Annotated in this window: 20 protein-coding genes; 10 read left to right on the top strand and 10 right to left on the bottom strand. The window is 45.3% G+C overall.

The features are described 5' to 3' along the window. The first annotated feature begins 4 nt into the window (after positions 1-4). Together K5L93_RS11485 and K5L93_RS11480 are read left to right on the top strand one after the other, a co-directional pair. Positions 5-1,183: a sugar ABC transporter permease gene (locus K5L93_RS11485; protein ID WP_220719966.1), complete on the top strand. Its 1,179-nt coding sequence runs from the start codon at positions 5-7 to the stop codon at positions 1,181-1,183. A gap of 67 nt (positions 1,184-1,250) precedes the next feature. Further along, positions 1,251-1,751 (top strand): hypothetical protein, encoded by a 501-nt coding sequence (locus K5L93_RS11480; RefSeq protein ID WP_220719965.1) that lies wholly within the window; start codon positions 1,251-1,253, stop codon positions 1,749-1,751. Here the strand turns inward: K5L93_RS11480 and K5L93_RS11475 are convergent. From K5L93_RS11475 to K5L93_RS11455, 5 genes are all read right to left on the bottom strand, one after another. Continuing rightward, positions 1,748-3,478 (bottom strand): putative bifunctional diguanylate cyclase/phosphodiesterase, encoded by a 1,731-nt coding sequence (locus K5L93_RS11475; RefSeq protein ID WP_220719964.1) that lies wholly within the window; start codon positions 3,476-3,478, stop codon positions 1,748-1,750. The genes K5L93_RS11480 and K5L93_RS11475 overlap by 4 nt on opposite strands. After that, complete coding sequence (locus tag K5L93_RS11470) at positions 3,475-4,515, bottom strand: extracellular solute-binding protein (RefSeq protein WP_220719963.1); 1,041 nt, start codon at positions 4,513-4,515, stop codon at positions 3,475-3,477. The genes K5L93_RS11475 and K5L93_RS11470 overlap by 4 nt, the downstream gene beginning before the upstream one ends. 143 nt (positions 4,516-4,658) lie before the next feature. Further along, positions 4,659-5,465: a CLCA_X family protein gene (locus K5L93_RS11465; protein ID WP_220719962.1), complete on the bottom strand. Its 807-nt coding sequence runs from the start codon at positions 5,463-5,465 to the stop codon at positions 4,659-4,661. Between the two features lie 27 nt (positions 5,466-5,492). Continuing rightward, complete coding sequence (locus tag K5L93_RS11460) at positions 5,493-5,864, bottom strand: DUF805 domain-containing protein (RefSeq protein WP_220719961.1); 372 nt, start codon at positions 5,862-5,864, stop codon at positions 5,493-5,495. A gap of 48 nt (positions 5,865-5,912) precedes the next feature. Then, the gene (locus tag K5L93_RS11455; RefSeq protein ID WP_220719960.1) at positions 5,913-7,340 is read right to left on the bottom strand and encodes an ATP-binding cassette domain-containing protein; all 1,428 of its coding nucleotides are present in this window, start codon (positions 7,338-7,340) and stop codon (positions 5,913-5,915) included. A gap of 183 nt (positions 7,341-7,523) precedes the next feature. On the opposite strand from K5L93_RS11455, the gene K5L93_RS11450 reads away from it, so the two are divergent. The 6 genes from K5L93_RS11450 to K5L93_RS11425 are packed head-to-tail and all read left to right on the top strand — an operon-like array spanning position 7,524 to position 12,544. Further along, positions 7,524-8,651 carry a D-alanine--D-alanine ligase gene (locus K5L93_RS11450; protein WP_220719959.1) on the top strand — a complete coding sequence of 376 codons (1,128 nt, stop codon included), beginning with the start codon at positions 7,524-7,526 and terminating at the stop codon, positions 8,649-8,651. Positions 8,652-8,661: 10 nt separating this feature from the next. Beyond that, the gene (locus tag K5L93_RS11445; protein ID WP_220719958.1) at positions 8,662-10,443 is read left to right on the top strand and encodes a bifunctional lysophospholipid acyltransferase family protein/GNAT family N-acetyltransferase; all 1,782 of its coding nucleotides are present in this window, start codon (positions 8,662-8,664) and stop codon (positions 10,441-10,443) included. Then, the gene (locus tag K5L93_RS11440; protein ID WP_220719957.1) at positions 10,427-10,939 is read left to right on the top strand and encodes a DinB family protein; all 513 of its coding nucleotides are present in this window, start codon (positions 10,427-10,429) and stop codon (positions 10,937-10,939) included. Before K5L93_RS11445 ends, K5L93_RS11440 begins: the two co-directional genes overlap by 17 nt. Next, the gene (locus K5L93_RS11435; RefSeq protein ID WP_220719956.1) at positions 10,940-11,728 is read left to right on the top strand and encodes an NRDE family protein; all 789 of its coding nucleotides are present in this window, start codon (positions 10,940-10,942) and stop codon (positions 11,726-11,728) included. Beyond that, positions 11,725-12,159, top strand: a complete 435-nt coding sequence (locus K5L93_RS11430) for a YHS domain-containing (seleno)protein (protein WP_220719955.1) — start codon at positions 11,725-11,727, stop codon at positions 12,157-12,159. Before K5L93_RS11435 ends, K5L93_RS11430 begins: the two co-directional genes overlap by 4 nt. Beyond that, the gene (locus K5L93_RS11425) at positions 12,152-12,544 is read left to right on the top strand and encodes a hypothetical protein (protein WP_220719954.1); all 393 of its coding nucleotides are present in this window, start codon (positions 12,152-12,154) and stop codon (positions 12,542-12,544) included. Before K5L93_RS11430 ends, K5L93_RS11425 begins: the two co-directional genes overlap by 8 nt. Positions 12,545-12,573: 29 nt before the next feature. Here the strand turns inward: K5L93_RS11425 and K5L93_RS11420 are convergent, their stop codons facing one another. The 4 genes from K5L93_RS11420 to K5L93_RS11405 all read right to left on the bottom strand — a co-directional run bounded on the left by K5L93_RS11420 (position 12,574) and on the right by K5L93_RS11405 (position 17,963). Then, positions 12,574-13,083: a hypothetical protein gene (locus K5L93_RS11420; RefSeq protein ID WP_220719953.1), complete on the bottom strand. Its 510-nt coding sequence runs from the start codon at positions 13,081-13,083 to the stop codon at positions 12,574-12,576. Positions 13,084-13,777: 694 nt separating this feature from the next. Beyond that, complete coding sequence (locus K5L93_RS11415) at positions 13,778-15,601, bottom strand: sensor domain-containing diguanylate cyclase (RefSeq protein ID WP_220719952.1); 1,824 nt, start codon at positions 15,599-15,601, stop codon at positions 13,778-13,780. Positions 15,602-15,607: 6 nt separating this feature from the next. Beyond that, a complete protein-coding gene (locus K5L93_RS11410) occupies positions 15,608-16,576 on the bottom strand; it encodes an ABC transporter substrate-binding protein (RefSeq protein WP_246615039.1) in 969 nt (322 codons plus the stop codon). 217 nt (positions 16,577-16,793) lie between these two features. Beyond that, positions 16,794-17,963, bottom strand: a complete 1,170-nt coding sequence (locus K5L93_RS11405; protein WP_220719951.1) for a multidrug effflux MFS transporter — start codon at positions 17,961-17,963, stop codon at positions 16,794-16,796. A 94-nt stretch (positions 17,964-18,057) separates the two neighbouring features. On the opposite strand from K5L93_RS11405, the gene K5L93_RS11400 reads away from it, so the two are divergent. Then, positions 18,058-18,996 (top strand): LysR family transcriptional regulator, encoded by a 939-nt coding sequence (locus K5L93_RS11400; protein WP_220719950.1) that lies wholly within the window; start codon positions 18,058-18,060, stop codon positions 18,994-18,996. A gap of 27 nt (positions 18,997-19,023) precedes the next feature. Here the strand turns inward: K5L93_RS11400 and K5L93_RS11395 are convergent, their stop codons facing one another. Then, positions 19,024-20,217, bottom strand: coding sequence for a potassium/proton antiporter (locus K5L93_RS11395; protein ID WP_220719949.1), 1,194 nt, complete (start codon positions 20,215-20,217; stop codon positions 19,024-19,026). Positions 20,218-20,364: 147 nt separating this feature from the next. Between K5L93_RS11395 and K5L93_RS11390 the strand changes: the two genes are divergently transcribed. Continuing rightward, the gene (locus tag K5L93_RS11390) at positions 20,365-22,329 is read left to right on the top strand and encodes a bifunctional 2',3'-cyclic-nucleotide 2'-phosphodiesterase/3'-nucleotidase (protein WP_220719948.1); all 1,965 of its coding nucleotides are present in this window, start codon (positions 20,365-20,367) and stop codon (positions 22,327-22,329) included. Positions 22,330-22,461: the final 132 nt, after the last annotated feature.

Genomic DNA, 22,461 nt, shown 5'->3' with positions numbered 1-22,461 from the left:
AAACATGTCTAGTCAAGAAACAACCATCAATAGCACCACAAACAAGGTGAACTTGATGAGTAATTTAAAGAAAATGAAGTTACAAGTATTGGTGATGTTTGCCGCTATTGCGGTAATTATGCTGTTTTTCTACTTTGCCACCGAGGGCAGCTATCTTACCCCACGTAACATCTCTAATTTACTACGCCAAACGGCCATAACCGGGATACTCGCTATTGGCATGGTGTTTGTGATCATCTCGGCAGAGATTGATTTATCAGTTGGCTCAATGATGGGCCTATTAGGCGGCGCAGCTGCCATTATGGATGTGTGGTGGCAATTGCCTTTACCACTCACCATTGTGCTTACTTTAAGTGCTGGCTTTTTACTCGGCCTGTGGAATGGTTGGTGGGTAGCCTACCGCAAAGTACCATCGTTTATTGTTACCCTAGCCGGCTTACTGGCCTTTAGGGGGATTTTAATCGGCATTACTGGCGGTAGCACGGTTGCTCCAACAACCCCAGATATGGGCATTATTGGCCAAAGCTACTTGCCAGACATGTTCTCACTAATCACCACCGTAGGTGCGCTGGCAGTCTTTTTTGCTTGGCAAGGAAAACTGCGTAAAACTCGCTCGGAGCACAAACTAAGTAATAAGCCCGTCACTGGAGATATATTCAAGTTTGGCCTGATTGCCATCTTCGCCCTAGGCACGGTATTACTATTAAACGACTACCGCGGTGTTCCTACTCCAGTATTATTGCTGGTAGTGCTGATGTTTGCCGCTGCCTTTATGGCCAAGAAAACCGCCTTCGGTCGCCGTATTTACGCTATTGGTGGCAACCTTGAAGCCAGCCGTTTATCTGGCATCAACGTTGAGCGCACCAAGCTATCTGTATTTGCAATTAATGGCTTATTGGTGGGCGTGGCGGGCTTAATTTTGGCTTCACGTTTAGGCGCGGGTTCTCCATCTGCTGGTAACATTGCTGAGTTAGACGCCATTGCGGCCTGTGTGATTGGCGGAACCAGTTTAGCCGGTGGGGTGGGCACAGTATTTGGCGCAGTGATGGGCGCATTTATTATGGCCAGCTTAGACAACGGCATGAGCATGATGGATGTACCAACATATTGGCAATCCATCATCAAAGGTAGCATCTTGCTATTAGCGGTTTGGATGGATGTAGCCAGTAAGAAGCGCGCTTAAACTGATAATTTACCTAATAAAAGCCGGCCCTAGCCTACAAAGCAAAAGGCTGGCTTAGCTAACAATCTTGGCTAAACTTAAACATTATCAACTAGCCAACATCTCTATGAGCACAGAACCACTTCACGGCGACTACCAGCTATACCTGCTCGACAATTTACTAATTGCCAGCGCTCAAGGCGCGTGGAATCAAGCTGTTAGTGAGCACTTTGCTGAAGACTTTAAACGTATTGGGCAATCACTATCAGCACCTTGGGCACATTTAGTATTGTTAGAACAATGGGAATTAGCTGTGCCGGAGGCAGAGCTGGCAATCAGTGAACTACAGCAATGGTGTATTCAAACTGGAATGAGCCATGTTGCGCAAGTATTTAGCTTTTCGCCGCTCAAACAATACCAACTTAGGCGGATGCTACCTGCGGAACAACATTATACTAAACAGGTTTTTGTTGAAGTCACTAGCGCAACGCAATGGTTAAACCTACAAGGCTTTAAGGCAGCTAAAAATTTCGAGCTAACAAACAATAAACCCCAGATGATGCAACGCCATTTTGATAGGGTGGCCTAACCTATTGCAGAAGGTTCATCTAGAGCATAATAACTAAATTGATTACGGCCATTAGACTTGGCTTGATACATCGCCGCATCGGCATTACGCACTAATAACTCTGGGTCGTTGCCATCTGCTGGGTACATACTAATACCTACGCTGGCATAAACTGGCTGAATATGCACCCCCAAACTAATTTCCTGAGCCAAGCGGCGTAGCACAGTGCCAACCACTTCATTGGTCTCTTCAGGCTCGGAAATTGACTCTAGAGCCAGCATAAATTCATCACCAGCAAAACGGGCTACCGAATCCCCCGAGCGAATGGAATCGCGCAACACCATTGCGACCTGTTTTAACAAGAGGTCACCCGCTTCATGGCCCAAATTATCATTAACTTGTTTAAAATTATCCAAATCAATGAACACCACTGCGAGGCTATGCTGTGCTACCTCGGCACGATGAATTGCAGCACGCAGTTGCTCTAAGAATAAACTGCGGTTTGGCAACCCCGTTAAACTATCGTGACTGGCCATATAGCGTAGATTAATCTCATTATCTTTAAGCTCAACTATTTGTTTGTTAATTTGCCGCGACATCGCTTTAAAGGTATTGGCCAATAAACCAATTTCGTCCTTTCGCTCACTAGGCAATAGTTGCGCAGCTGGTAGCTTACCTTTAGAAAATGAGTTTACCGCTATCACCATATTACGAATAGGCTGAGACAACACCTTGGCAAAGAATAATGAGGTGAATAGCCCCAGTAAGCTTAAAGCTAAACATACCTTAATCATTGAGCCTGCAAGGGAATCAATAATATGACTTAGCGTAGGTAAAGGGCTAGCCAATCCAAGCACCGCCATTTTAGGGCTAGACTTTGGTCCATAAAATAATGGAGTAAAAGACACTGCTCGCTCATACTTGTAGACTGCAGAGGGGTCCAGTACAAAAGTAATTGGCTGCAAATCGCTAAATAGCACCTCCATCTGCGGAAAGTCACGCTGCATTAAATAGCGGTGGCCAAAATGAAAACCAAACTGTTTATCAGGATTAGGATTAACTAAGTAATCGCCTTTTTGGTTGGCTAAGTAGATGGCAACCCCTTCAGGTAAATCGGCCTGCATTTGGCTAAACAAACGCGTCAAGCCCACATTCACCACCACCAAGCCAAGGGCTTTCCCCTCTACATATACCGGCGAAGCAATTTTTAAGGTAGGTTGATGCAAGCCCAGTTCGACGCCTTTCTCATTATGAATGTCTACATCCGACAAATAGCTTTCGCCTACATTTAATCGCAATGTGCGGAAAACATAAGGATAATGAGCTTTTTCTTCTAAGCTCGCATCGGGAATAGAGACCAAGCCATCACTCAGTCTATCAACTCGAATTAATTCACGACCAAAGTTGTCGGCGCCAATAAAACGCAACTGAAAATAAGAAGGATTTAAATTGAGCTTTTGCTTAAAAATATCCTTCAGCTGCTTAGCAAGTTCATCTTGATTAGAGGCGCCAAAATAACCCACGGTTTGAGGAATAGAGCTTAAAAACAATACATCTTTGGTTATTTCTTCAATGCTAGTTCCAAACTCCCGAGCTAAGATCTGAGTGGTGGTTGCTAATTCTCGCTCTGCGCTTTCGGCTAACAACCCGCGGCTCTCATGGTAACTAACCGCAGCAGTAACCACCGAGGCCAAAATACCAAAGCCGGCAAACCAAAGTCCAAAACGCAGAGAAATTGAATTGATCATGGCAAACTCATCATTTGCAAGGTTTTGCCGCTAAGAATGTTTTCCCAAAACTCACTGCGCAGCTGATGATCTTCCACCTCCTCTAACCAAATGATTTTGTCTTCAGCAACCGAGCGGTTATCTTGCACAATGGTATTCGCTAAGCCTTGGCGCTCGGTAAGTAACTGACTAACCCAAGGCTCTAGGGTGAAATCAATCCATTTATGGGCGAGATCTTTATTTTTAACTCCGCTAGACAGTGCCCAGCAATCTAACCATGCTAAGGCTCCCTCTTGGGGAATAACATAACTAATATCGGCTCCAGCATCTTGTAACTGCTTAAGTTGCTGGGCGCCATAGTTAGCAAATACTAAAGCGACCGACTCTTGATTATAAAACTCAGAGGCTTCTTCTGGTGAACTATAAAAAGTAAGCGCATTACGCCTAAGCGCCAACAATAATTCGGTGCTTTTGTTAAATTGCTGGTTAGATTGTTGAAAAGGGTTATCAAGGCCTTGCACCATACCAGCTAAAGAATAGTTGTGGGCACTCCCATTGTATGCCAGCACCTTACCTTGATATTGTGGGTCCCACATGATTTTCCAACTGGTAGGCGGCTGCTCAAAATAGTTTTTATTGTAGATGAGGCCCATCTCAGAATAGGTATAGGGAATAGCATAAACCAGCCCATCGCGAGTGACTCCAGGGATCTCTTCTAAAGTAGCAAACCGCGGTAACTGTTTGGCTATATTGCCGATGGCCTGGGGATTTAAAGGCCTAGCCAGTTTGGCATCAATGTAGCGCTGTAACTCGGCAGTATTTACCGCAAAAACATCGTAGTTCTCGCCGTTTTTATGGCCCATTCTCAGCCACATTTCATCATCACTGGTAATGTAGCTGACTTTAACTTTAACCTTATAACGCTTTTCAAAGTCAGCCACCATATCAGCATCGGCGTAACCCGGCCAAGCGAGTACACGCAAATCCACTTTTTCTTGCGCGAAGGCAGCATTAAACCAAGTAAAAGCCAATAAAACGATAGATAATAGTCGCAACATTCCCTGTTCCCTAATTCCCTAGGAGTCTTGTTAAATTTCATTAACAAGACCAACAAGTATACGATCCTTGATTAATTTGTGAATAGAAAACTTATTTAGCATCGGCAGAGATGAAACAATTCAAAGAGTTTTCAACAAATCTTCTATGCTCTGAATCCTAGTGCGCGCCCCAATGTTTCGAAGTATTGCAACGCACTATCACCTATCAGCAATAGATGCCGATCATCGGGATAGGCTCCTTGTTTGGCTAATTCAGTTTGCTTGGTACCACTCACTAAGTAGCTGTTTTTGATATCGTTACGACTTTGAATCCATGCTTCAAACGCCCGCGCCATCATTTCTGTAGGCAAGCTAAAATAACGCAGCCCGAGTTGCTTATCTAAGGCCACTGAGCGGCTTACATAAGGATGTAGATTTTGCCCTTGCTCGCTTAAAAACACCGCAGCAAACAGCTGATCAAGTAACTGGTTTAAAGCATGGGGATGCTGCTTATCATCGGCCAGCCAGCGAGTCGAAGCAAACTCGTTGCGCTCGGCAGGCTGGCAAAATAATTTTGCGGCCATGTAGTTGTCGAAAGCATGCCACCACTCATGAGCTAGAGCGCCAGCGCCAGCATTTTTAGCAAGTGCGAGAGTTTTACTCGCAGGGGCATAGTGAGCTTGAACATTAGCTTGACCACCGGTGCCAAAAGCCAAATTTAAGCTACCTCTTAAACCTAGTGCGACCGGAGGCAAATTAAGCAAAAATGCCAAATCGGCTAAGGCATCAAAGATTAGCTCTGCAGCACGTTGTTTCTCTTGTTTATTAACCCAAGCGCCTATCGCTAAACCAGCAAAGCCAAAAGTATGCTTAATATCGACAAAGTCTACGCTATCACCATGGCGGTAATCAGGGCCACGCCGATAGTATTGGCGATTTAGCCCTACACCACTGGTTTCATTTGCATGCATTTATTGGCCAACACCACATAGTAAACGTTAAACAGCTTGAGCTTTAGGGTTTTCCCCATAAGCATTGGCTGCACTTTCGCTGTCAGACAAAAAGAAAAATAACAGCACTAATACGCCAATAATTGGCAGGAATAATATAAACAACCACCAGCCACTGCGCCCGGTATCATGTAGCCTACGCACCGCCACCGCCAGAGAAGGCAGCAAGACCGCCAAGGTATAAATACTGCCCAATACCCCTAAGCCAGATTCAAGATTAACGGTTCCGGTAACTTGGTCAATTAAACTTAGTATCACTCCGATGATGCTGTTGAAAAGCACAAACATCCAATATTCTTTGCGTCGAGCGCGCCCATTAAACACCAAGTATTTTTTAAGAACCGCTATATACCAACTCATCTTATTACTCCTGTGGACTAGAGATTAATTTGCAGCATAGTGCCACGCTCAAAGCGTACTTAGATGCACCGCGCCATCGGTAAAATCGATAAAGTGTTTAATGCTCGGTAAGGCATCATCTTGATGGTGAGTAACATACACTAGCTGACTAAGATTGTGTTTAGCCACCAACTCTAAAGCCTTTAACACGGTATTACGTTGTAAAAAATCTAAGCCTTGGCAAGGCTCGTCCAACAATAATAGTTGCGGCCCTTTCACCAAGGCGCGAGCAATAATCAACAAACGCTGCTGCCCATAAGACAAGCTTTTAAAGTCGTGTTTTTCTAAGTGAGCCAAACCAAATAGTTGTAACCATAAACGTGCTTGTTCAAGCTCAAGTTCACTGGCTTGTTGATAAACACCAATAGAGTCGTACAAACCCGACAACACCACTTCAAGGGCGCTACAGTTGACCCGATACTGTAAATGCAAGGCGGCCGATACCATGCCAATATGCTGCTTAACTTGCCAGATGCTTTCACCGCTACCACGGCGAAACCCCATCACCTCTATTTGGTTACTGTAACACTGCGGGTGGTCACCAAAAATCAGATTCAACAAGGTGCTTTTTCCACAACCGTTGGGGCCACGAACTTGCCAGTGCTCGCCGCGCTGTATTTGCCAATCTAAGTCACTAAACAATGTCTCACCGGCATAACTCACCGAGCCTTGAGTAATCGCGAATAAGGGTGTAACCGGTTCTACTTGCTGAAATTCGCGCAAGGCCTGCACAATAGCCAAAGATTGTTGCTCAGCTTGCTGTACCATTTGCTGACGCTCGGGATGCTGTAGCCATTGCTCAATGGTGAGTTGCTGGCTTAAGCCTTGTTCATCAAGCACCGCTACGTGACTAATTGAGCTAGGCAACTCATCATCACGCGAGCTAATAATCAATAACTGACACTCTTTGGCTAGTTGTTCAAGCAGAGCGAGTAATTGCTGTTGGTGGCGGAGATCTAAGCCGGCAAAGGGCTCGTCTAAAATTAACAATTGTGGTTGCTTAATCAGTGCTAAAGCCAGCATCAGGCGACGCGTTTCGCCCGTTGATAACAAACGAAAACCGCGCTTAAGTAAATGTGTTAAATCACACTGTTGGCTCACTCGCTCAAGTAAACGCGGCTCGCAACAGCCAGCTTCAAGCAACGCAAGTACTGTGTGCCCGCTATCTATTTGATCGGTGAACTCACTGTCATCGTCGGCGAGCTCGCGTTCAAGCAAAGCCTGTTGCTGCTCTAAAGAGACTAAAGCAATACGCTGCGGTTGTTGGCTGAAGGTGGCCCGCTCGGCTACTAAGTCTCCCACCAACCAAGCACCCAACAAAGATTTACCACTACCACTGTGACCAAAGATCGCCCAGTGCTCGCCAGCTTTTAACTCCCAGCGTTTTATCGCTAACTGATGCTGACCAGCCAGTAAGTGTAAATCTTCAATAATCATTCAGCGCAACCATCCGAAAGTCTTACATTTATTGGTAACTATTCTCGCTTAGACAGGAGCTTTATAACACCGCATTGAGTCATTAATTGAATGAACTAGACTGAATTTAACGGAGATTGAATTATTTATCGCAATACACAGGTCTGTTAGTACAGATAAAAAGCAAAAGGAAGTGCCGTTACTGTGACTGAACAAACAAATACCAAACCCTCTGCACCTTACGTATCCCCCGGTATGCCGGCCTTGGATATGAACGGAAAAACCACTTCTTTCTTTGAATTTTGGCCAACTTGGGCAGTATATATTCCTGTGGTATTACAATGGATAGCCTTGGGCATTCGCCATCGCTCGTTTACTTTACCACTAATAGCCAACCCTAAGTTGCCGCTAGCAGGCATGGTAGGTGTAGGCAAAAGCGAACTGTTGGCTCAAGCTACCCGGTCATGCGACGATGCTGTCCTTGCCTGGATGAAGGTCAATCGCACCGGCGCACCTTTAGCACGTCAAGTAGAAGACTTATTAGAGCAAATGCAACAACGCGGCCTCGAGTTTCCAGTTGTAGGTAAGCCAGATATTGGCTGCCGTGGTGCGGGAGTAAAGTTACTGCATAACCGTCAAGAGCTGCAAGATTGCCTAGAAAACTATCCGCTTAATGCAGCCATGTTGATTCAAAAACTGGCCAGCTATGAAGCCGAGGCAGGCGTGTTCTTTGTACGCCACCCCGACCAGCCACAAGGTAAGATTATTTCTTTGGCATTAAAGTACACGCCTTATGTAGTGGGTGATGGCCAGTCCACTCTAAAACAGTTGATTCAAGCAGACCCTCGCGCTAGCGAACTGCAACACCTCTATTTAAGTCGTCATCACGACAAACTAGACAGCATTATCGATCAAGGCCAACCCTATAAATTGGTGTTTTCGGCCAGTCATTGTCGTGGCGCTATCTTTCGCGATGCCAATGACTTAATCACTCCAGAATTAAACCAAGCGATTAACCAAATAATGGCCGATTTGCCCGAGTTCTATTATGGACGAATGGACATTAAATTCGCCGACATCACCCACTTACAACAAGGAACCAATCTGGAGATTGTCGAAATAAATAGCGCTAGCTCTGAATCGCTGCATATTTGGGATCGCAAAACTCCCTTTCGCGAAGCCATGCGCTCGTTATTGTTTCAATACAAAACCTTATTTGAACTAGGTGCTGCCAATCGCAAACGTGGTTATCGACCACCTAAATTTAAAGAGCTGCTAGTACGCTGGAAACATGAGCGTGAACTCACTGCTTGTTATCCAGAAACGGATTAAGGAGTAATCCATGCAGGAAAAAAATAATCCATTTAGGCTGAGCATGCGCCCACAGTGGTTAGCTAGAGTGATAGAAAAGATCTTGGGCTTAAGCACTTTAGCCAAGTACTACGATGCTGCTCCTAAGTTTGTAGATGACAGCCAAACAGCACAACAGTTTTTGCGTCATACCATGCGCCGCTTAGATTTCTCGCTACTCGCCAACAACCCTGAGGCACTTAAAAATGTGCCGCAAGAAGGTCCGCTACTGATTGTGGCTAACCATCCTTTGGGCGGCTTAGAAGGCGTAGCAATGAGCGAATTATTGCTACAAGTGCGCCCCGACTTAAAAGTGCTCACAAATGAACTGTTAGCCAATATAGAAGAGTTTCAAAATCTGTTTATTGGCGTAGACGTGCTCTCACAGCAAGCCGCCAAGAAAAATGCCCGCGGTATTCGCATGTCTTGCCAGCACTTATCTAAGGGGGGAGCATTAATGATTTACCCCGCTGGCATGGTGTCAGCCATCAATACCGAAACGGGTCAAATAGAAGATCGCCAGTGGAACAATTTGGTTGGGCGTTTAGCCAAACGTTATAAGGCGCACGTATTGCCTTGTTTTGTTACAGGGCGTAATTCCAAGTTGTTTTATCTCGCTGGTTTATTGCATCGCCGTTTACGTACAGCCCTTCTACCAAGAGAACTAATAAACAAACGTGGTCGTGAATTTACCATGCAAATTGGCGAGGTTATTGACCCTAAAGATTATCAAAACTTAAGTAATGAACAAGCCGTTACCGATTACTTGCGGGTAGCGACTGATTTACTGAGTTTACCTAACAATAAAAAAGCTAAAGCTGCGCCCAAGCACCCGCCGCTGAACTTAGTTGAATGTTTGCCTAATGGCCGCCAAGAACTACGTAAGCAGTTAGATACTTTAGAAGACTGCATCTTAGTCAGCCACCGAAACTTTAGTGTGTATTGCGCCCCCTACCCACGCTTAGGGCCGATTATGGATGAGATAGCCTTGGCGCGCGAAGTCACCTTTAGAGCTGCTGGAGAGGGCACCGGGAAACACTTAGATAGTGACCAGTTTGACCCTCATTATTTACACTTATTTGTTTGGGATAACGACGCCCATTGCTTGGTGGGGGGCTATCGCTTGGGCCAAGCCAACGAAATTGTTGAGCAACATGGCATCAATGCTCTTTATAGCCGCTCACTATACGATTTTGACCAAGCCTATTTAAAACGCATGGGCGACTGTTTAGAAATGGGCCGCTCCTTTGTGGTGCCTAAATACCAGCGCCATCCTCGAGCGCTCGATTTGCTGTGGCAAGGCATTGGTCACTACGTGGCAGAAAACCCGCAATACCACACCTTATTTGGTTGTGTGAGTATTTCCCAAGAGCATTCCGAGCTGGCTCAAGCCTTTATCTCAGATTCGATGATTTCGGCGTTTCGCGCAGAGCAGCGCTACCTAAACGATGTTAAGCCGATTGTGCCTTTAAAGGTGAAAGGCAAAGTATGGTCGAGCAAGGTACTCGCATCGCTTAGCAATATTGCCATTCTGAATAAACTGGTAGGTCAATGTGAACCGGGTAAATCGATCCCCATATTGCTGCGCCACTACTTAGCGCTTAATGGCCGCTTTGTTTGTTTTTCGCTGAACAACAGTTTCAACCAATCGCTAGATGGACTCATTATTGTTGATTTAAGAAAAACCCCTGAGAAATATTTACGTCGTTACCTCGGTCAAACTGGTAGTGAACGCTTTTTAAATAAATGGAGAACCAATGAAGCAGCTGCGTGAAGCTACCGTAGAGGCACTTCAACAAGTGCAACAATTAGTTGAAGCGAGTGATGGAGCACTCTACAACCAGCCCTCTGTTCACAGTGAATCAGGCATTGGCCGCCATGTACGACACATTCTAGATCACTTCCTAGCACTACAACATGGTTTAAATAAAGGCAGTATTGATTACAACTCGCGCCATCGCGACAGCGATATCGAGAATAACCCAAGCTTAGCCTTACAACTGATCAATCAGTTGTGTAACTGGTTCCTTCACCCACAATCCAGCATTGATGAACGCCCGATTAAGGTGGAATCAGAGATTTCCTTGAAGCAGCAACAAAGCATGCAGTTTGATAGCAGTTTAAGCCGCGAACTATGCTACTTAATTAACCATACCGTACACCATGTTGCGTATGCCAAATTAGTGGCAAAAGAGCTGGGTTTATCGATAGACAATAACATGGGCATCGCACCTAGCACTGCGAGTTACCTGCGCCAACAAGGCAACTAAATGTGTACTGTTAGTGTATTGCGCCTTGGCCAACAAACCGTAATTACCATGAACCGTGATGAAGCCCGTCATCGCCATGAAGCAGGCATAAAGCAACAGCATAATGGTGATACGGTATTGGTTTACCCCGTTGATGGACAAGCTGGTGGTACCTGGTTTGGCTTTAACAATCATGGGGTTGTATTAGCGCTATTAAATCGTTACCAAGATCCACAGCACGCAGGTGCGCCCACACGCGGACAAATCATTCCCCAAGCCTTGGCGTTAGGCAGTAGCCAACGCCTTGAGCAACACTTAGCTACGCAAGATTACCAGCACTTCAACCCTTTTGATCTATTAATGATATCAGCCAATGATTGCCAGCACTTTTCTTGGAGTGGTAAACAGCTTAGCCATCATCATCTTAGCGACAAGGCCATTCAGCTCAGTTCATCCGCCTTAAATACCCAACAGGTATTGGCTAGCCGAAAACGCCGCTTCCAACAATGGCTGAAACATAAACCTAGCTCTGCCGAACGAGTACTTAGCGATATTCACCTGCAGCAATGCCAACAGAACCGCAGCCACTCGGTACTTATGGACAGAGATGAAGCCCACAGCAAAAGCATTTGCCAAGTACGCCTAAGTGCCCAAAATAGCGAATTTGATTACTACCCAGAAGCTAGCCTACAAGCGTGGCGACAGCAACTTAGCCAAGCTACTCAGCCCTTAGATGCAAGCTTACTAGAGAAACAACAACGCCAACTTTCCATCATCCGTTCTAATTTAATCGACGAGGTAACCCTATGAAAAAACTAATGCTCGCCTTACTATTTGTCTCCGGATACAGCTTTGCTGCAGATCCCATCTATACCTCTTGGTTTAATAACCTAGCCATCAAAGGTTACGATAGTGTGGCTTATTTTACTGAAAACAAACCAGTAGAAGGCAAAGAAAGCTTTGAATATGAATGGCAAGGCGCAACCTGGCGCTTTAGTAGCGCAGAAAACTTAGCCATGTTTAAAGCCGAGCCAGAAAAATATGCGCCACAATACGGTGGGTACTGCGCCTATGCGGTAGCCAAAGGCAAAACAGCCAGCATTGAACCAGAGCAGTTCACCGTGCTCGATGGCAAGCTTTACTTAAACTATAACGCCAGCGTGCAGCAAAAATGGACGGCTAATCGCGATGATTTCATTGTTAGTGCCGACAAAAACTGGCCAGCAGTGCTAAATGATTAATAACTACCGCAAGCTAGTTAACCGACTTAGCCCTTGGCAAATCGCCTTACTTGCAGCCTTGGTGTATGGCGCTTGGGCTGCCTTTGTGAATAGCGAACACGGTAACCAAGTTGCCTTAAAAGCGGGCTTAGTTCAGGGCAGTTATGCTTTTGTATCAACCTGGTTAATTAGCTTTATCGCTAAATCAATGCTGGCTTATTGGGGTTATAGCCAAGCAATGCGTTGGTCGGCGATGTCGGTATCTTGGTTAGTCATGCTGGCGATCCCAGTCTTGTTACATACTTGGCAGAAAACACCCGATTTATTAGAAGCCATTCTGCCTGGCCTGGCTATCGGTAGCCTCTACCTTTGGAGCTATTGCCAACAACTACAAGAACCCGCTTAACCAAACAATTTGTTCTTGTGATTTCAAGGCTAATGACCCTCTTTACCTGAGTGCTCAGCATGCTGCTCATTGGTGGGTGGCACAGCGCTTAAATAAGCGTAATCAATCTTATCTTGCTCTTCTTTGGCGCGGCGTCGTTGTATTTGATATTGCTGTAAGCGCTTCACTTTCGTGTTTTGTGGATTGGTCCAAGCGACATATACCAGTAAACCTAGGCTCATCATACTGGCCGCACTAAACAAAGCCACTATAGAAGACTCCACCAAACTGGTTGCAAAGATCATATTTAGGATATGCACAACCGCAATCCCGGTAAGTAACAAGCGGCCATGTAAACTGTCGTGCAGCAAGGAGTAACTAGCGAGTAAGCTAAGAAACAGCAGCACCAAAGCAAACTCAAACCGTAACGGAAAGATCCAAACTCGCTGGATTATATGATAATCAGAAAAGCCGCCACTAAAGGCGGTCGCCAAAAATGCCAATAAAGCACAAGCAACATAGGCACTGATCGCCAGTTTAAGCATTCTTGTATGGCTCATATTCAAGTCCTTAATCCTTGTTGGCCATGTTTATATTATAAAACATAATTACCGACTTACTGACAAATGAACAATTAACAATGTAGCTGGTGAAAATTCTATGGCTATTCTGTGACATCACCAGCGAATACCAGCAGCAACTCCGCAGCCAGTGCGGTTGGGCAAAGAGCCATGCCCGCCAACACAACAATACCTAAATACTCAGGGTCTGTTGATCTTTGCTGATGGTTTTTGCAGCAATTTATTAGCCATTTAGGCAAGGCAGTGAGTGTGTAGTTAAGTGGGCTTAATAATCACTCGCTAACGCTGAATAAATGGTTAAAAAATACTGCCCGAAGGGTTCGGATAAGCGAACTTTACTCTTTGTTAAGCACTTTTTGCTTAGCCCACTAGGCTTCTAAGTGCTCGCCGCGATTAAAGCCCGCTTATCTCGAACAAAATTTCAACACCAAAGATCAACAGACCCTAGTGAGAACAATGCTTAAAGCCAGAACATTGAGTATGCCTTGGTTCATGGTATTTCTCCCTACAAGCGGTAAGTACAATCACCATTGTGGAGAAAACAAGCACCAATAAATGCGACCCACTTCACCGCTTGGTAGGGAGAAATTAAGATCCTCTTTAACTTTGATTAGGAACAAACCAGGGCTCGGTAGCTGCCAGAAAAGCTTATATTTTTGAACTAACGCAGCACTTAAACATCCAGATCTAACACTGCTTGATTACGCCCCTGATGTTTTGCCTTATACAAACACGTATCGGCAAGCTCTAACAGCTTGGTAGGGTCAATAACATCATCAGGTTCAATTAAAACGCCGCCGACACTAATTGTTAATACCGAGCTTACTTGCGAATCTGCATGCTCAATTTGTAATTTGGCAACCTCTTTAACCAGCCGCTCAGCCATTTTGGGCAGCTCGTCTTGGTTGGCATCAGAGACTAAGATGGCAAACTCTTCACCACCGACCCGCGCCACACAATCTTCACTACGCTTTACCACTTCGTTCAGAGCTTTGGCTACTAGCTTTAGGGCTTCATCACCTTGCACATGTCCGTAGTGGTCGTTATAAGCTTTAAAGTAATCGATGTCGGCCATTAGCACTGCCAACTGGGATTTGTGCCTTCTGGCACTGGTTACAGCGCGGTTTAATTCTCGCTTAAACGGCCTACGGTTAACCAAACCTGTTAGTTCATCGGTTTCAGCTAGTACCTGCAAGCGTTCATTCACCTGCAGCAGTTCGTTTTGCAGACGATTCATTGCCTGATCGTTTTTTTCATTAATTAACAAACCACTAATGGCAGCGGCAAATTGACTTAACAATACAACTTGGTAATCATCCCAAATTGCGCAATAGCTCAAGCTCACACAATTCAGTAAACCAAAAGCCTTATTACCATCACTTAAGGGAATACCTACAAAGGACTTAATTCCGTAGTGAGTAAGTAGCTGATATTCGGCGGGGGCTTGCCGTTTAAGCTTTTCCACATCGTTTACAACTATAGGCGCTACACTCACCAAACGCCGCTTTAGCTCACTAAGTTGGCTTAAGTCCACCGGCTCTATAGGCGCTAAATGCCCAGGCACACTCCATACATCGCGATAAATCGCTTGCTGGCGCTCAAATTCCAAAACCACCACCCGCTCTACTGGGAACAAACTGCCTATGGCTGAGGTGGCTCGCTGTAACAATGCTTTTGAATTACTGGATGTTTGATTTAAAAAAGACAGGGATATCTCGGATAGCAATTGATTGGCCTCGGTTTGCCAATTAAGCACCGAGGTGCGTTGTTCAACGGTTTCTTCTAACGCCTGCCGGTGCTGATGCAACTGCTGCTCGGCTTCTAAACGGGCATTTAAGCCACGTTGCAAACGTTGTTGTAGCTGTTGCATGGAGCTGGCCACTAGGCCAATTTCATCATTACGTTTTAGTAGCTTACTAGGCAACTGAACAATCTGCTGCTCTTCGGTAAATATCTGATCGGCAGCCTCGGCTAAACGTCGTAAGTCGCCTGTCACAATACGCCCCACAAGCAATAAAATAATCATGCTCATTAAAAAGGTTTTTAAGCCATTGGTTAGCAATATAACTAAAGCTTGGGCTTTTATATCTTGCTTGATCAAGGATAAGTCTAGGCCAACCGTAAGTTTGCCCAGCGCAGTGCCTTGGTGGTCGAGTGAATAAACATAAAATTTCTGGCTTAAGTCTGCTTCACCAACGCCCGAAGCCATACCTTCGTCGGTTGAGAAATGAACCGATGACACGTATTGCTGCCGAACAAAACCTTGCAGCAAATCATCCAGCAGCTGGTAATCAATTTCCCATACTGCTCGCTCTATCGCGCTCAAGTTAGCTTGGTTGTATTCATCAACCCACTGCTCAGCGTTTTTAACTGCGCCAGAAAAATTAAACGCCAGTTGCACCGCCACAGATAACAAAGCAAACAAGGTGCTAGCGCTTACGATTAAAATAACTAATCGTTTGGCAATAGGAGTGCGAAGTTTAAAAGCCCCTTTCATAACAACCTACTCAGTAAACTGAAAGCTAAGCGGATTACCGGCTTCTAGCAACAAGTTCTCAAACATCACGGCATCCCAGTTTTTTTGTTTTACTGTATCAAAAGCCTCTGTCCCTGGCTGCAACATGACAAACAAGGGAATATTCACTTTACTTGGCAGTGTTTGTCCTTGAATATGCCGGTGAATCAAGCTCAGTCCCCAACCTGCAGCGGTAAAATGGCCACCTGCCAAGGCGCTAATTTCTCCCTGTTCACGCATTAATAGGGCTTGTTGGGAGGTATTCACGGTGCCAACAATCACATCTCTACCTGGTTGCTTTCCTAATTCTTTAATCGCTTTAATACTACCAAAAGCCATGTGATCATTAGCTGTCCACAGGTATTTCAAATCGGGGTAACGTTTCAGTAAAACTTTGGTTTGTTGGTAGCTTCGTTGCTCATCCCAATGGCCATAAATAACTTGCTTTAAGTCAATACCGGCTTGATGTTGAAAAAAATCGGCAGCACCGGCGGTACGCTCTACTGAGGCAGGGGTGGTTTTATCTCCCGAGATAATTACCGCTTCACCAACCACTTGTTCGGCATTTAAATACATGGATTGGGCCGTTTGATAACCCGCCCACAAATTGTTAGGCACGATGCAAGACAGCAAGTAATGTTGCCAATGGGGGTTATTATTACGAAGCTGTTGTTGTTCGACACTCACATCATTAAGCAACACCAATACATAAACCGGTTGTCCTTCTAGCAGACTAAGCATACGTGGCAAGGCTTGCTTCTCATTCACTAGCATGAGGTAATCGGGCAGCCGCTGATTATTGATCATCCATTCGATGTGCTTAATCATTGAGTAATGATTACGCTCTCCATGAAAAGTACGGTAATCAAGCGCTAAACGCTTAGCGGCAGCATTAGCAAATAAATCTACGTCTTGCCAAAAGCTTTCTTCAGCTTTACCGGGGTTTATAAAAACCACCGACGCTTTTCCCCAAGCTATAGGACAAACCAACAACAAAAGTAGTAGGATTTTCACGTGCTAACTACCAACGCGACTAAATTTCACTTACTTAAAATATAAACCACCCGCCAGATTTAGCGCGTCTAGTTAGCTAAAAAAGCCGCTTAAGTGAAAATAAAACTAAAAAAGCGCCAACTAGGCGCTTTTTAAAAAATACTACTGCTAATTCAACTAGCTAATTACTGGTTTCAAACCGTAAGCCACCTTTGCAAATGGCTAGCGTCATGGCCGCAAATGGCAGCGCCATTAACAAGGCAAGTTGCTCGGTATTGGCTAAACCACTTACACCTAAGATGCCCACTAAACTTGCAGAACCGGTCATTTGTACAAAGCCCAATAAAGCAGAAGCCGTGCCCGCTTTGTCACCAAAAGGTGCCAAGGCGCTACCGGTTCCCACCGCAATTAACAGACAAAAGCCAATGCTAGAGACAAATACCGGAGCCATAAACGCCAGCGGATGCAATACTTGCTGGCCTAGTACTAAGGCAATGGCCGCGCCTGCCATTAAACTTGCGCCAAGCCAAAGGCCTGCTGTTTGACCAATCTGTTTAATGACTTGAGGGGCCAAAAACGCAGCTACAATGTTAATGGCAGCGTTGCAGCCAAACCACAAGGCATAGTCGGCACTAGAGAGCTGCATATCCACCATTAAACGGCCAGCAGATTGCGAAACATAACCAATAATCATCGCCATGCCCAGCATCACCAACAAGGAATAAAAACGAAAGCTAGCCACCGCAATAACCGAATAATAACGACTAAAAGAATATAAGCGCCCGTTAAACACCTTAGCTTGAGGTTTAGTTTCTTTTAAACCAAATAGCAGCACCAAAAATACCACCAGCGCAAATGCCACCATAAACCAAAAGTTTGCTGCCCATGACCACCAATGGGTGAGCACGCCACCTAACAAGGGTGCCAATGCGGGGACAATGCAAATCACACCGTTTAAATAGCTAAATATATTTTTTGAGCGCTCGGCACCAAATACATCACGTACCCCAGCAAATGCCGCCACCGACAAACAGCTAGCGGCAATACCTTGCGCTAAGCGCGCTAGCATTAACAGCTCATAACTACTGGCTATCGCCGCCAAAGCAGAGCTTGCCAAATATAACAGCGCACCTACCAAAGCCACTGGCCTACGGCCATAGCGGTCGGCCAATGGGCCCACTAACAACTGGCCAATACCAAAGGAAAACAAAAATACCGGAATAGCTTGAGCAATCCATGCCACTGGCACATCAAAGGCCTGTGCCATTTGTGGAATAGCGGGTAAGAAGATATCAATCGCTAAAGGTGAGAACAGCACCATTAACATGAATAGGGGTAAAGGCTTCGACATAACATGCTCCAAAAACTAGGTGGGCATTGTAAATCCTGCGATTTATGAATCATAATGATAGTTTAGGTTCACTCATAGTCCTCACAGGAATATCATGTCTCAGCAATACGATCTTAATCTACTGCGAGTTTTACTCACCTTGCTTGAACAGCGCAGTGTTTCAAAAGCGGCAGATAAGCTATTCCTCACCCAATCGGCAGTGAGTAAGCAATTGGCAAAATTGCGTCAACAACTAAACGATCCCTTATTTATTCGCCACGCCACTGGCTTGAGCCCAACCCCAAGGGTGCGCAACCTAGAACCCAAATTGCGACAGTGGCTGCAAAGCGCTAATGAAATGATTGAAGCAGAAGGCTTTGAGCCAGCACTTAGCCAACGAAACTTTCGCTGCTGCCTTAATGAAACCTGTTTTGCCACCTTATTACCGCGTTTTTTTGGCAAGCTTATGCAACAAGCGCCAGGCCTAAAGCTAGATACTCACCGACTAGAACCAGGCAGTATCGACGGTCTGCAAAAAGGGGAATTTGATTTAGCTATTGTGGCTCGCGATAACGACGAGCGCACGCCTAGTCATTTTCATGTTAAACAATTACCCGCTCAAATTAATAGCTTTGAGTTATTTAGAGATGACCATGTTTGTTTAGTGAGAAAAGGCCACTCAGCCTTAAATCAACAATGGGATTTAGACAGCTACATGCAACAAGCTCATTTAAGCTGTGAGTGTGAGGTTGGCGATCGTTGGTTATTGCACTCGGTACTTGCAGAGCAAGGGCTGCATATTGAAAACAGCTCCCTTACCGCCGATTTTTTTGCCGCGGCTCTGCTCTGTCAATCTAGCGACTTGGTGTTTACCTGCACCCGCAGCTTTGCCCAGCAAGTGATAAAGACTCACCAACTAGAGTTGCTGCCTTTACCGGTTTACATGGCTCCGTTTAGCTACTTGCTGGCTTGGCCGCAACACCTAGAAAACGACCCCGCACACCGCTGGCTGCGAGAGCTGATTATCGAGCATTGTCATAAAACCACACCTTAGCGCCTGCGAATATTTAGTTAGGCTGGCCTACGATTCGCTTTGATTGAGCTGGAGTTTTTTCGCCAACGGTTCGATAGCTGCACCTTGAATAAACACCGAATAAAGCACTACAAAAAACACCATGTGCATCATCTCTAATGCACCTTCTACACCGGCAGCGGCGGGGATCAACGCAAACACAATCGGAGTAGCCCCTTTTAAACCAATAGATGAAATAAACAAACGCTTCTTCCAAGTGGCTTGGCGAAATGGCAGATAACAAAGTTGCACCGCAAGAGGGCGTGCCACCAACATCAAAATAGCGCTTGGAATGGTAGCCACCCACAATACATCTAGTAATTGTTGCGGGAATATTTGCAGCCCTAGAATAATAAACATCACTGCTTGGGCTAACCAAGATAAGCTATTAAAAAAGTGTTTATTCACCTCTTTACCACGCTTCAAGCCATTACCAATTACCACACCGCTCACGTAACAAGCTATTAGCACGTTACCGCCAGCTAACTCACTGCCATAAGTAGCTAAGATAAAACAGGCCAATACAAACACCGGAATTAAGCCATATTCTTGCAAGCTAATTTTACGTAGCGCCAACACACATACCTTGCCCACAATAAAGCCAATCGCTAAGCCGCCAATGACTTGAATTGCCAAAGTTTGGCTAATCTCCATAGCCGATACGCCGCTGTCAGGTGACAAAGACAACGCGGTAAGAATCACCACCATAATTAGCGCCACCGGATCGTTAGTGGCTGATTCAAACTCCAACACCGTATCGGTACTTTCTTTTAGTTTGAGCTTTTTCGATTCTAAAATTGAGAACACCGCAGCAGCATCGGTAGACGACACCACCGCAGCAAACAGCAAGCAATAGACAAAGTCATAATCAAATATTAGGTAAAAAATAGCGGCAAAAATAATCGAGGTTAACACCACCCCCAGCGAAGATAGCACTCCGCCTTCTTTATAAGCGACTTTAATACTCTGTAAAGGCGTATTAATACCGCCTACAAATACAATGATGTTTAAGGCAAAAGACCCCACCAGCGAAGTAACCGCCAGATTATCGTAAACAAAATTGAATTCGCCATTACCAATGGATAAACCCACCCCCATAAAAATCAGCAGCGAAGGAATACCTAAGGTGCGCGAAGGGTGATGTAATAAGATGCCAATAGCTATAAGACTAGCAAGGCCAAGTAAAATCCACTGATAGGGCATAGCGTCTCCGAATTTTTTGCCTATTTTATCATAGCTAAGACCATGAATTATTATTGAAAAGTATCTTTATTTTGCTATTGAGAGCGCCACCTTGCACCGCTCTGCTATGGTTTACTTTATTGTTTACTGTTTCCAAGCGGAGCCACCATGAATAGTTTAAAAATACTCCTTTTCACCTGCCTATTTATTAGCACCTATAGCTACGCTCACGACTCCACAATTAAACTAAGAATCATCGAAACCACTGACATTCACGCCAACATAATGGACTTTGACTATTACAAGGATAAACCCTCCGCCAAAATAGGTTTAGTGCGTACTGCGACCCTCGTTAAACAAGCCCAAGCAGAAGTGGACAATAGCGTGCTGGTAGATAATGGCGACCTGATACAAGGCAGCCCAATGGGCGACTATATTGCTGACCGAGGGTTAACTGGCCAACAAGTTCATCCGGTTTATCAGGCGATGAACAACCTCGATTACGATGTAGGCAATATAGGTAATCATGAGTTTAATTATGGCTTGGACTTTTTAGACAAAGCATTAGCGGGCGCTGCCTTTCCCTACATCAATGCTAACGTAATCCGCAGCGACAACCAGCAAAACTACTTTAGCCCCTACCTAATAAAAGACTACAGCTTTAAAGATACAGCCGGTCAAAGCCAAAACCTCAAGATTGGCTACATTGGTTTTGTTCCCCCACAAATTATGATTTGGGATAAAGCCAATTTAGAAGGCAAGGTAAGCGCGCAAGACATTAAACAAAGTGCCGAACGTTGGGTGCCAAAAATGAAGGCCGAAGGCGCCGATATTATTGTCGCCATTCCCCATTCAGGCCTATCTACCGATCCTTACAAGGTCATGGCCGAAAACTCGGTTTACTATTTATCTGAAGTCGCTGGCATTGATGCCATTGCCTTTGGCCATGCTCATACGGTGTTCCCCGGCAAAGGCTTTGATAACTTGCCAGGTGTAGACAACCAAAGCGGCACCATTAATGGGGTGGCGGCAGTAATGCCGGGGCGTTGGGGCAGCCATGTTGGCATTATCGACTTAGAGCTACAGCATACCCAAGCAGGCTGGCAGGTGACTAAAAGCCAATCCACCAACCGAGCTATCTTTGACAGTGCCAATAAAAAATCTCTGGCTAAGGCTGATGCAGCCATGGTGGCCGCTGTAGCAGAAGATCACCAAGCCACCCGTGATTTTGTCAATCAGCCTTTGGGTAAATCTAGCGACGTAATGTATAGCTTTTTAGCCTTAGTTCAGGACGACCCCACCATTCAAATTGTTAACTTAGCGCAAACCGACTATGTAAAAACCTTGATTCAAGGTGACCCCGATTTAGCCGATTTACCGGTGCTTTCGGCCGCAGCCCCCTTTAAAGCAGGTGGGCGTAAAAACGACCCTAGCAACTATACCGAAGTAGAAGCCGGCGAACTCACCTTTAGAAATGCCGCCGATTTATATTTGTATCCCAATACTCTGGTGGTGTTAAAAGTGACCGGCGCAGAAGTGAAAGACTGGCTAGAATGCTCGGCTGGGCAGTTCAACCAAATAGACCCAAACCAAGCCACCCCGCAAGCGTTAATCAATTGGGACGAGTTTAGAACCTATAATTTTGATGTGATCGACGGTGTTACTTACCAAATTGACGTAAGCCAAGCCGCCCGTTTTGACGCAGACTGCAAACCACTCAACCCAGAGTCTGAACGTATCAAACAACTTCACTACGCCGGCAAAGCGATTGACCCAAGCCAAGAGTTTTTAATGGCAACAAACAACTACCGCGCCTATAGCGGCGGTTTTGCCGGCACCGGCGAAGACAAAGTGGTGATTCAAGCACCCGACGAAAACCGCAGTGTATTAGCCAACTACATTAAGCGAGTAAGCAAGGAAAAAGGGCAAATTAGCCCTAGCGCAGACAACAACTGGCGCTTTAGCCCTCTTGAGTCAAAAACAAAAGCCAAGTTAAACATTTTCTTTGAAACCTCACCCAGCGACAAAGCTGCCGCATTTATCGCTGAGAAAGCCATTTATCCCATGCAAAAACTTTCTGTAGATGATGTTGGTTTTGCCCTTTACCAAATAGACCTACAAAGCCAACCTTAAACCTCCACTCCGCTGCGCCCACTACGCAGCGGATTTTTGCTCACTAAGATCTTCTCAAACCACCAAGAAAGCAAAAAATTCACTTGTTGTTCAACAATATGTGAGGAAAGTTGAGCGCCAAATTCAAAAGTA

This window comes from Agarivorans litoreus (genome assembly GCF_019649015.1).
GTDB lineage: Bacteria > Pseudomonadota > Gammaproteobacteria > Enterobacterales > Celerinatantimonadaceae > Agarivorans > Agarivorans litoreus.
This window is presented reverse-complemented; position numbering and strand designations above follow the sequence as displayed.

Bases quoted from the DNA above. Each gene is read 5' to 3' on its own strand.
- K5L93_RS11485 (WP_220719966.1), top strand. From the start codon at position 5: ATGTCTAGTCAAGAAACAACCATCAATAGCACCACAAACAAGGTGAAC.
- K5L93_RS11475 (WP_220719964.1), bottom strand. From the start codon at position 3,478: ATGATCAATTCAATTTCTCTGCGTTTTGGACTTTGGTTTGCCGGCTTT.
- K5L93_RS11470 (WP_220719963.1), bottom strand. From the start codon at position 4,515: ATGTTGCGACTATTATCTATCGTTTTATTGGCTTTTACTTGGTTTAAT.
- K5L93_RS11465 (WP_220719962.1), bottom strand. From the start codon at position 5,465: ATGCATGCAAATGAAACCAGTGGTGTAGGGCTAAATCGCCAATACTAT.
- K5L93_RS11460 (WP_220719961.1), bottom strand. From the start codon at position 5,864: ATGAGTTGGTATATAGCGGTTCTTAAAAAATACTTGGTGTTTAATGGG.
- K5L93_RS11455 (WP_220719960.1), bottom strand. From the start codon at position 7,340: ATGATTATTGAAGATTTACACTTACTGGCTGGTCAGCATCAGTTAGCG.
- K5L93_RS11445 (WP_220719958.1), top strand. From the start codon at position 8,662: ATGCAGGAAAAAAATAATCCATTTAGGCTGAGCATGCGCCCACAGTGG.
- K5L93_RS11440 (WP_220719957.1), top strand. From the start codon at position 10,427: ATGAAGCAGCTGCGTGAAGCTACCGTAGAGGCACTTCAACAAGTGCAA.
- K5L93_RS11435 (WP_220719956.1), top strand. From the start codon at position 10,940: ATGTGTACTGTTAGTGTATTGCGCCTTGGCCAACAAACCGTAATTACC.
- K5L93_RS11430 (WP_220719955.1), top strand. From the start codon at position 11,725: ATGAAAAAACTAATGCTCGCCTTACTATTTGTCTCCGGATACAGCTTT.
- K5L93_RS11425 (WP_220719954.1), top strand. From the start codon at position 12,152: ATGATTAATAACTACCGCAAGCTAGTTAACCGACTTAGCCCTTGGCAA.
- K5L93_RS11420 (WP_220719953.1), bottom strand. From the start codon at position 13,083: ATGAGCCATACAAGAATGCTTAAACTGGCGATCAGTGCCTATGTTGCT.
- K5L93_RS11415 (WP_220719952.1), bottom strand. From the start codon at position 15,601: ATGAAAGGGGCTTTTAAACTTCGCACTCCTATTGCCAAACGATTAGTT.
- K5L93_RS11405 (WP_220719951.1), bottom strand. From the start codon at position 17,963: ATGTCGAAGCCTTTACCCCTATTCATGTTAATGGTGCTGTTCTCACCT.
- K5L93_RS11400 (WP_220719950.1), top strand. From the start codon at position 18,058: ATGTCTCAGCAATACGATCTTAATCTACTGCGAGTTTTACTCACCTTG.
- K5L93_RS11395 (WP_220719949.1), bottom strand. From the start codon at position 20,217: ATGCCCTATCAGTGGATTTTACTTGGCCTTGCTAGTCTTATAGCTATT.
- K5L93_RS11390 (WP_220719948.1), top strand. From the start codon at position 20,365: ATGAATAGTTTAAAAATACTCCTTTTCACCTGCCTATTTATTAGCACC.